At 68.5% G+C, this 8,284-nt stretch carries 8 protein-coding genes and 1 pseudogene; all 9 read left to right on the top strand.

Annotated features, from left to right (window positions below; translation table 11 throughout):
- Positions 1–409 (top strand): 4Fe-4S ferredoxin (locus JSV65_17270; protein UCH34258.1); only part of this gene is annotated, 409 nt, incomplete at its 5' end.
- A 115-nt stretch (positions 410–524) separates the two neighbouring features.
- Complete coding sequence (locus tag JSV65_17265; GenBank protein ID UCH34257.1) at positions 525–1,025, top strand: hypothetical protein; 501 nt, start codon at positions 525–527, stop codon at positions 1,023–1,025.
- Between the two features lie 20 nt (positions 1,026–1,045).
- Positions 1,046–2,017, top strand: a complete 972-nt coding sequence (locus JSV65_17260; protein ID UCH34256.1) for a homocysteine S-methyltransferase family protein — start codon at positions 1,046–1,048, stop codon at positions 2,015–2,017.
- Positions 2,018–2,162: 145 nt separating this feature from the next.
- Positions 2,163–3,350, top strand: a complete 1,188-nt coding sequence (locus JSV65_17255; GenBank protein ID UCH34255.1) for an ABC transporter substrate-binding protein — start codon at positions 2,163–2,165, stop codon at positions 3,348–3,350.
- Between the two features lie 112 nt (positions 3,351–3,462).
- The gene (locus JSV65_17250; GenBank protein ID UCH34254.1) at positions 3,463–4,377 is read left to right on the top strand and encodes a branched-chain amino acid ABC transporter permease; all 915 of its coding nucleotides are present in this window, start codon (positions 3,463–3,465) and stop codon (positions 4,375–4,377) included.
- Between the two features lie 60 nt (positions 4,378–4,437).
- Positions 4,438–5,241, top strand: a pseudogene (locus JSV65_17245) (branched-chain amino acid ABC transporter permease).
- Positions 5,242–5,746: 505 nt separating this feature from the next.
- A complete protein-coding gene (locus JSV65_17240) occupies positions 5,747–6,514 on the top strand; it encodes an ABC transporter ATP-binding protein (GenBank protein ID UCH34253.1) in 768 nt (255 codons plus the stop codon).
- A gap of 77 nt (positions 6,515–6,591) precedes the next feature.
- The gene (locus tag JSV65_17235; protein UCH36826.1) at positions 6,592–7,296 is read left to right on the top strand and encodes an ABC transporter ATP-binding protein; all 705 of its coding nucleotides are present in this window, start codon (positions 6,592–6,594) and stop codon (positions 7,294–7,296) included.
- Between the two features lie 45 nt (positions 7,297–7,341).
- The coding region (locus tag JSV65_17230) for a neutral/alkaline non-lysosomal ceramidase N-terminal domain-containing protein (GenBank protein UCH34252.1) at positions 7,342–8,284 on the top strand (943 nt) is incomplete at its 3' end.

Genomic DNA, 8,284 nt, shown 5'->3' with positions numbered 1-8,284 from the left:
GGGCGCCATCGCCGTCCGCTGGAGCGACTCGCATCAGAAAGAACAGGAGCGCATCGCCGAGTTCTGCTGGGGCGTGATGCAGCAGAAAGAGGGCCGCCTCGCCTTCATGAACTTCCTGCTCGACATCACGCCGGACTGCGACTGCTTCGGCAAGAGCGACGCGCCCATCGTGCCCGACGTCGGCATCCTCGCCTCGCGCGACCCGATTGCCATAGACCAAGCATCGCTCGATCTGATCAATGCCCAGCAGGGGTTTGAGGATTCCGTACTCCAGAGCGGGCACGAGCCGGGCGGCGACAAGTTCCGCGGGGTCAACCCGCACATAGACCACACGATGCAGCTCGCCTACGGGGAGAAGATCGGCCTCGGCGAGCGCAAGTATCGCTTGTCGCGGCTGGACAAGCAGTAATCGAATTCGGCGGCGCCGCACACCGCATGGGCGCTCGGGCGACGTGTAGCCGTATTCAGTGCCGTCCCGGGAGCCGATGCGGCTGGTCAATGCTGGAATGCGTCCGGAGGCGGATATGGCCAAGGGCGACGATTTCCCGAAGCGGATTGAGGAGGACACCGGCGACGAACAGCGCGGCGAGGAGCAACCGTTATCCGAGGAATTCGTCGCCGACGCGAGCATGCGCAAGCGCGCCGCGCAGTTGAGCGCGGAGTTGGAGCGCGCCCGCGCTGACGAGGCGGTCTTCGAGCAGCGCTTCGGCATGACGTTCGAGGAGTTTCAGGCGAGCTTCGACCCGGAAGCGGACCCGGATTCGAGCGAGGCCTATCTCGCATGGTCGCGCGCAGCGGAACGCGTACGCATGCTGCGCTACGAGTTGGACCGCCTGTCGGAAGGGCGCCCGCGCCGGCGGCGGGCAACCGCCGCTCCCGAGGAGGACGAGGAGACGGCTGAAGGCGTCTTCATGACCGGCGGCGAGATGAAACGCATGCGCGTGCGAGACTTGCGTCCGCCGCGCCGGGGCACGTCCACCCCCAAAGCGAACGAGGAAACCAAGAAGCGCCGACGGGTCACGTGACTCGCGGCGAGACGCAGCGTATGACGGAAGCGAGCGAGAGTGAGTTGACCGAGCAGAGCAAGACCGAGCGATTCCTGGCGCGGCTGAACCAAGGCCTGCTCATCGGCGACGGCGCGATGGGCACCATGCTGGAAGCAGCAGGCCTCCCGGCGGGCGCGTGCCGCGAGTTGTGGAACGTCGAGCAGCCGGACCAGGTGGCTGCGGTGCATCGCGCCTACATCGAAGCCGGCTCCGACATTATCGAAACCAATACGTTCTTCGGCGGCAACCGCGTTCAGCTCAGGAAATGGGGCCTGGAGGAGCGCGTCGTCGAGTTCAATCAGGCGGCGGTGCGCCTCGCGCGCGCGGCGGCCGGCGACCGCGTCATCGTCTCGGTTTCGATGGGCCCGACGGGCGAAGTCCTCGCGCCGCTCGGCAACCTCGACCCGGAGCAGGCGGCGGAGGCCTTTCGCGAGCAGGCCGCGGCGGCTGCCGAGGCCGGCGCCGACGCCGCGACGGTGGAGACGTTCTACGCGCTGGAGGAGATCAAGCTCGCGGTGGAGACCGCCGTGGCCGCCGGCTTGCCCGTGATGGCGACGATGACCTTCGAGCCCAGCGGGCGTACCATGATGGGCGTCGCCCCCGCCGACGCGGCGCGCGCGCTGACCGATTACGGCGCGACGGTGATCGGCGCCAACTGCGGCACCGGCCCGGACGCGATGCTGGCGGTCGTCGAAGCGATGCTCGCCGCGACCGACCGGCCGGTGATGGTGCAGCCGAACGCCGGGATGTCGCGGCTGGTCGGCGGCAAGACCGTGTTCCCCGAAACGCCGGAGAGCATGGCGGAATACGCTGAGCGCTTCGCGGAGATGGGCGTGAAGATCATCGGCGGGTGCTGCGGAACGGGGGTCAGAATCATCGGCGGCTGCTGCGGCAGCACGCCCGACCACATCCGCGCGATCGCCCAGCGGCTGAAGAGCCGCGAATCCTCTCCCGTCCAGGGAGAGAATTAGGGTGAGGGTGATGGGCTCGCCAGGGGAGGGCGGAACCGGGCGCGGCTTCGCTCAAGGCGTGAGTCGCGGGGTCGGGCGACCCCGCGCCCAGGGTTCCGGTCAGCCAGCGTCAAGCACGATGTGAGTGACTGTAAGCTGACAAGGAATGGCCGGACGGAAGGGTGATGCATCGGTCGGGGAGATCGGCATGAAGCATTTCCTGCGCGGTGGGGCTATGTCGTTGGTCGTGGCGCTGCTGGCTGGCTGCGCACGTCTAGGCGGGCAGCGGCCCGCCGAGCAGCCGCTCAAGATCGGCCTCGTCGCGCCCATCACGGGCAGCATCGCCACCTTCGGCAAGTCCACCCGCCAGGGCGCCGCGTTGGTGTTCGACCGCGTCAACGACCAGGGCGGGCTGCTGGGGCGGCGGATTCAGGTCATCGTCGAGGACGACGCCGGCAAGCCGGAGGAAGCGGCGAACGTCTTCACCAAGCTCGTCAATCGCGACCGCGTCGCCGCCATCGTCGGCTCGGTGGCGACGAAGTGCAGTTTCGCCGGCGCGCCGGTGTGCCAGCGCGGCGGCGTGCCGATGATCACCCCCGCCTCCACCAACCCCAAGGTCACCGAGATCGGGGATTACATCTTCCGCGTCTGCTTCGTGGATCCGTTCCAGGGCGAGGTCATCGCGCGCTTCCTAGTGGATAACCTCGGCCTCAAGCGCGTCGGCATCATCTACGACCTGACGAATGATTACAGCGCGGGCCTCGCGGATTACGTCGAGGACAACGTCGAGAAGCTCGGCGGCGAGGTCGTCTCGCGGCAGACGTTCAGCGAGCAGGACAAGAGCTTCAAGGCGCAGTTGACTGCGATGCAGGCGCGCCGGCCGCAAGCGATCTTCGTCTCAGCGTACTACACCGAGGCCGCGCTGGTCGCGCGCCAGGCGCGGCAGTTGGGGATCGCGGCGACGCTCATGGGGCCCGACGGGTGGGACTCGCCGATGCTCGTCGAGAGCGGCGGCGATGCGGTGGAAGGCGGCTACTTCAGCGACCATTACTCCGCGGACTCGCCCAACCCGCGGACGCAGGAGTTCGTCGCGGCGTATCGCGAGCGCTACGGCGAGTCGCCCGATGCGCTCGCGGCATTGGGCTATGACGCAGCGGGCCTGCTGGTTGATGCGATCCGCCGGGCGGGGTCGGCGGAGGGCGCGGCGATCCGCGACGTCCTCGCCGCGACGACGGAGTATGACGGCGCGACCGGCGCGATCAGCATGGACGCCGAGCGCAACGCGCGCAAGCCGGCCGTCATTCTGCAAGTCAAGGACGGCAAGTTCGTGCTGGTGGAGACGATCGCGCCGTAACAGCCGCGCATGGTGCGGCGCGGCTCGGCTGCGGGCCGGTACGTATCGGCGCCGATCCGCGTCTGGCGGCGGGAGCATTCCGTGATGCCGCCGCCGCACGAGTCATCACGCTGTGATTGAATTCGCGCAACTCCTCGCCCAGGGCATCGCCTGGGGCAGCGTCTACGCCCTGATCGCCCTCGGCTACACCATGGTCTACGGCGTCCTGCGCCTGATCAATTTCGCGCACGGCGACGTGTACATGGTGGGGGCGTTCATCGCCTTCTACATCATCACCTACACCCACGTCGGGCTGCTCGCCGCCGTGCTCATCGCGATGGCGGGGTGCGCCGTGCTCGGGGTGGTCATCGAGCGCGGGGCGTACCGACCGCTGCGCACCCACCCGCGCCTCGCCGCGCTCATCACGGCGATCGGCGTGTCGCTGCTCCTGGAGAACGGCGGACAGTTGCTGTTCGGGCCGGAGCCGAAGCCGTTCCCGCGTGAGCTGCTCACCGGTTCGCTCGCCGACGCGCTCGCCGCCGTAAGCGGCGCCGTCCATCGCGCCACCGGCGTCATCATCGCGAAAGAGCAAATCCTCATCATCCTGTCGTCGCTCGTCCTCATGGGGGCGCTTCAGGTTTTCGTCCTCAGGACCAAAGCGGGCAAGGCGATGCGCGCCGTCGCCGCCGACCGCGACACCGCCAGCCTCATGGGCATCAATACCGACAGCATCATCAGCCTCACCTTCGTCATCGGCTCCGCGCTGGCGGCGGCGGCGGGCGTGCTGGTGTCGCTCGAGGTCGGCCAGATTGATCCGATCATGGGCCTGATGCCGGGCCTCAAGGCATTCGTCGCCGCGGTGCTCGGCGGTATCGGCAACATCCCCGGCGCGATGATCGGCGGCGTCATCATGGGCGTCGCCGAGTGCCTCGTCGTCGGTTACATATCGTCGAGCTACCGCGACGCCATCGCGTTCGCGATACTCATCATCATCCTGCTGCTCAAGCCCACGGGTCTGACCGGCAAGGGCGCGGTGGAGAAGGTGTGAGCGATGCGGATTCCCCCGCGCTTCCAGATCCTGCTCCTCGCCGCCGGCGCCGCCGCGTTGATGATCGCCGTCAACGCCGCGGCGCCTCGCCTCAACCCGTATCTCATGCAGATCGTGATCTACATCGCGATTAATGTCATCCTCGCGGTCAGCCTCAACCTCATCAGCGGGTTCACCGGGCAGCTGAACCTTGGCCACGCCGGGTTCATGGCAGTCGGGGCGTATCTGTCGGCGGGCCTGACGTATTACTACGGCGCGCCGACACAGGCGGCGTTGGCGGGCGTCGGCATCCCGCCGTGGTTCGGCGGCGGCGTGGTCTTTCTTGCGGCGCTGCTGCTCGGCGGTGTGCTGGCGGCCCTGTGCGGGTTGCTCGTCGGCCTGCCCACGCTGCGCCTGCGCGGCGACTACCTGGCTATCGCGACGCTCGGCTTCGGCGAGATCATTCGCGTCGTCATCGTGCAGCTCGAGGTGGTCGGCGCGGCGCGGGGGTTCTCGGGCATCCCGCAACACACCAGCTTCCTGTGGGCGTACGCGTGGGCGGCGGTCACCATCATCGCGGTGCGCAACCTGATGGCCTCGGCCCACGGCCGCGCGCTGGCGTCGGTGCGCGAGGACGAAGTGGCGGCGCAGGTCATGGGCATTGATACGGTGCGCTACAAGGTCGTAGCTTTCGCCATCGGCGCCTTCTTCGCGGGCGTCGCGGGCGGCCTGTTCGGCCACTACCTGATGTATCTCAACCCGGCGATGTTCGGCTTTCTGCGCTCTATCGAGATCCTGCTCATGGTGGTGCTCGGAGGCATGGGCAGCATCGCGGGATCGGCGGCGGGCGCGGCGATCCTCACCGTGCTGCTGGAGGCGCTGCGGACGCTGGTCGGCCTCTTGGCGGTCGCGTACTGCGTCATCTGGGCATGGCTCCTGCTCCCGGATTTGCGGGTCCCGGGAATGCCTCGGCGTCTGGCGGCCGGGGCGCTCGCGGCCGGGGTGATCGCCGTTTTCGCCGCCCTCGTCTCCGGCGCCGACCTGGCGACGGGAGGGACGCGCGGGACGTCGCTCCCCTGGCTCGTGCTGGTCGCGGCCGTGCTCGGCGTCGCAGCTATCTTCGCCGGCGGGGGGCGGCGCGGGCTGCCGCGCATGGCGCTTGGGGCGGCTGCGGGCGCGGCGTTTTGCGTCGTCCTCATGTGGCCGGAGATCCTACCGCCCACCGTCGCCGCCGCCCGTGACTGGCTCAACGAAAACGTCAACCAGCTGCGTATGGTCATCTACTCCGGGCTGCTCATCGCCCTCATGCTCGCGCGTCCGCAGGGCATCTTCGGCAAGGCGGAGATTACATGGCGGGCGCTGCGATCCATCTTGCCTCTGGGGAAGCGACGTGCCGCTGCTCGAACTTGACAACTGCACCATACACTTCGAGGGCGTGACCGCAGTGTCCGGCCTCGACCTCGCCGTGCAGCCCGGCGAGTTGATCGCGCTCATCGGCCCCAACGGCGCTGGCAAGACCACCGTGTTCAACATGATCAGCGGCATCTACCGGCCCGATGCGGGCGACCTGCGCTTCGCGGGCCGCTCCATCGCCGGCCTCCCGCCGCATCAGGTCGCGCGCGCGGGCATCGCTCGCACGTTCCAGAACATCCGCCTCTTCCAGGATCTGTCCGTACTCGACAACGTCCGCGTCGCGGCGTACCCGGCCGCGCCGTATCCGATGTCCCGGGCGCTGCTGCGCACCGCGGCGTTCGCCAAGGCCGAGAACAAGCTCACCGCCCACGCCATGCGCATCCTGCGGCGGCTCGGCCTCTACGACCTCAGGAAGCTCCCCGCCCGCAGCCTGCCCTACGGCCAGCAGCGGCGATTGGAGATCGCCCGCGCGCTCGCCACCCACCCGCGCCTGCTCATGCTCGACGAACCGACGGCGGGCATGAACCCGCGCGAGACGGACGCGCTGATGCATCTCATTCGCCGCGTGCGCGACGAGTTCGACCTGACCGTGCTCCTCATCGAGCACGACATGCGCGTCGTCATGGGCATCTGCGAGCGGGTCGTGGTACTGGACTACGGCGTCGTCATCGCACAAGGCCCGCCCGACGTCATCCGCAAGGACCCCGGGGTCATCGAGGCGTATCTGGGAGAAGCGCCTGCGTAGAAGTGTATGAGCCACGGAAAGCACAGACGCACGGAGACGCAGAGCCACCTGCGGCCTGACCGATGAGCGACAACCATCTGCTGCGAATAGACGACCTGACCGTGCGCTACGGCGCCATCGAGGCCTTGTCCGGCGTCTCGCTGCGCGTGGATCACGGAGAGGTTGTGACCCTGATCGGCGCCAACGGCGCGGGCAAGAGCACCCTGCTCATGACCATCTCCGGGCTGCTGCGCGGCGAGCGCGGGAGCATCCGCTTTGCGGGAGCGGATATCACGCGCGCCGTCCCGCATCGCATCGTGCGCATGGGCATCGCGCACGTCCCCGAGGGGCGGCGCGTGTTCGCTGATCTCTCGGTCGAAGAGAACCTGGAACTCGGCGCGTACGCGCGTCCGCCGGACCGCCAGGTGCGGCAGGACCGCGATCACGTGTACGCCCTGTTTCCGCAGTTGGCCAAACGGCGCCGCCAGCGCGCGGGTACCCTCAGCGGCGGCGAGCAGCAGATGCTGGCCATCGGGCGCGGGCTCATGGCGCGGCCGCGCCTGCTCCTCTTGGACGAACCATCCCTGGGGCTCGCGCCGGTCCTGGTCACCGAGATCTTCAAAGCGCTCCAGGAAATCAACCGCGAAGGTGCAACTATACTACTGGTCGAGCAGAACGCCCACATGGCCCTGCGCATCGCGGCGCGCGGGTACGTCCTCGAGAGCGGGCGCGTCACCCTGTCCGGCGCGGCGCACGAGCTGGAGGGCAACCCCGGGGTTAGGGAAGCGTACCTCGGGGAATGATTTCACATAGCGCGGCGGCGAGCCGCGCCGACTCCGGAGGCGATCATGACGCACACCTCACGCAAGAATCGAGTTTCCACTTTGGCATTAGTCGCCGTGCTGACGATGCTCGTTCTCAGCATCGGCTGCGCGCAGGAGGCGGCGCGCGCCCCGGTCGCCGCAACCGCCGCGCCGGACATCACCATCACGGGCGTGGCCCCGGCGGACCTCGGCGCGGCCGCCGATGGCGACCTGCGCGCGGGCGCCGCGGCGGTCGAGATAACCCCGCCGCAGAGCACGTGGGACGTGATGATGGCGGGGTACTTCAATCCGGAGCAGACGCCCACCGGCGTCCACGACCCGCTCTACGCGAAGGCGCTTGTCCTCGACAACGGAGCGGTGCGGCTGTGCATCGTCACCACCGATCTCCTGTCCATTCCGGTCAACTTGCGCAACGCCGCGCTGGCAAAGCTGTCGCCCGCGGCGGGACTCGCCCCGGAACGGGTCCTCATCTGCGCCAGCCACACGCATTCCGGCCCCGGCGGGCTGACCGAGATGAAGTTCGCCGCGCAATTCCTCGGCGGGTATCGCTCCGACCTCGCGGATTTCGTCGCGACGCGAATCGCCGGCGCAATTGAGGCCGCCGCGGCCGACCTGCGCCCGGCGAAGTGGGGATACGCCAGCGCCAACCTGTCCGGGGTGACGCATAACCGCCGCGGCAATGAGCTGACCGATCCGGGGGTGGCGGTGCTGCGCATTGACGGCGCCGACGACAAGCCGATCGCTCTGCTCGCCAACTTCGGCACTCATCCGGTGTTCCTGGATGACGACAACCGCGAGTTCTCGGCGGACTTCGTCGGGTACATGTTGCGCGCGATCGAATCGTCCCGCGGCGGCGTGGCGATGTTCGCCAACGGCGCGCTGGGCGATCAGAACCCGGACCAGGATGACCGGCTGCCGCAGGGCTATCCGCGCGCCGAAGCATACGGCACGCGCATGGCGCAGGAGG

This window comes from Armatimonadota bacterium (assembly GCA_020354555.1).
Classification (GTDB): Bacteria; Armatimonadota; Hebobacteria.
Note: the sequence above shows the minus strand (reverse complement) of the source record. Positions and strands in the feature narration are given on the sequence as shown.

Coding starts and splice junctions, on each gene's coding strand:
- JSV65_17265 (UCH34257.1), top strand. CDS start 525: ATGGCCAAGGGCGACGATTTCCCGAAGCGGATTGAGGAGGACACCGGC.
- JSV65_17260 (UCH34256.1), top strand. CDS start 1,046: ATGACGGAAGCGAGCGAGAGTGAGTTGACCGAGCAGAGCAAGACCGAG.
- JSV65_17255 (UCH34255.1), top strand. CDS start 2,163: ATGGCCGGACGGAAGGGTGATGCATCGGTCGGGGAGATCGGCATGAAG.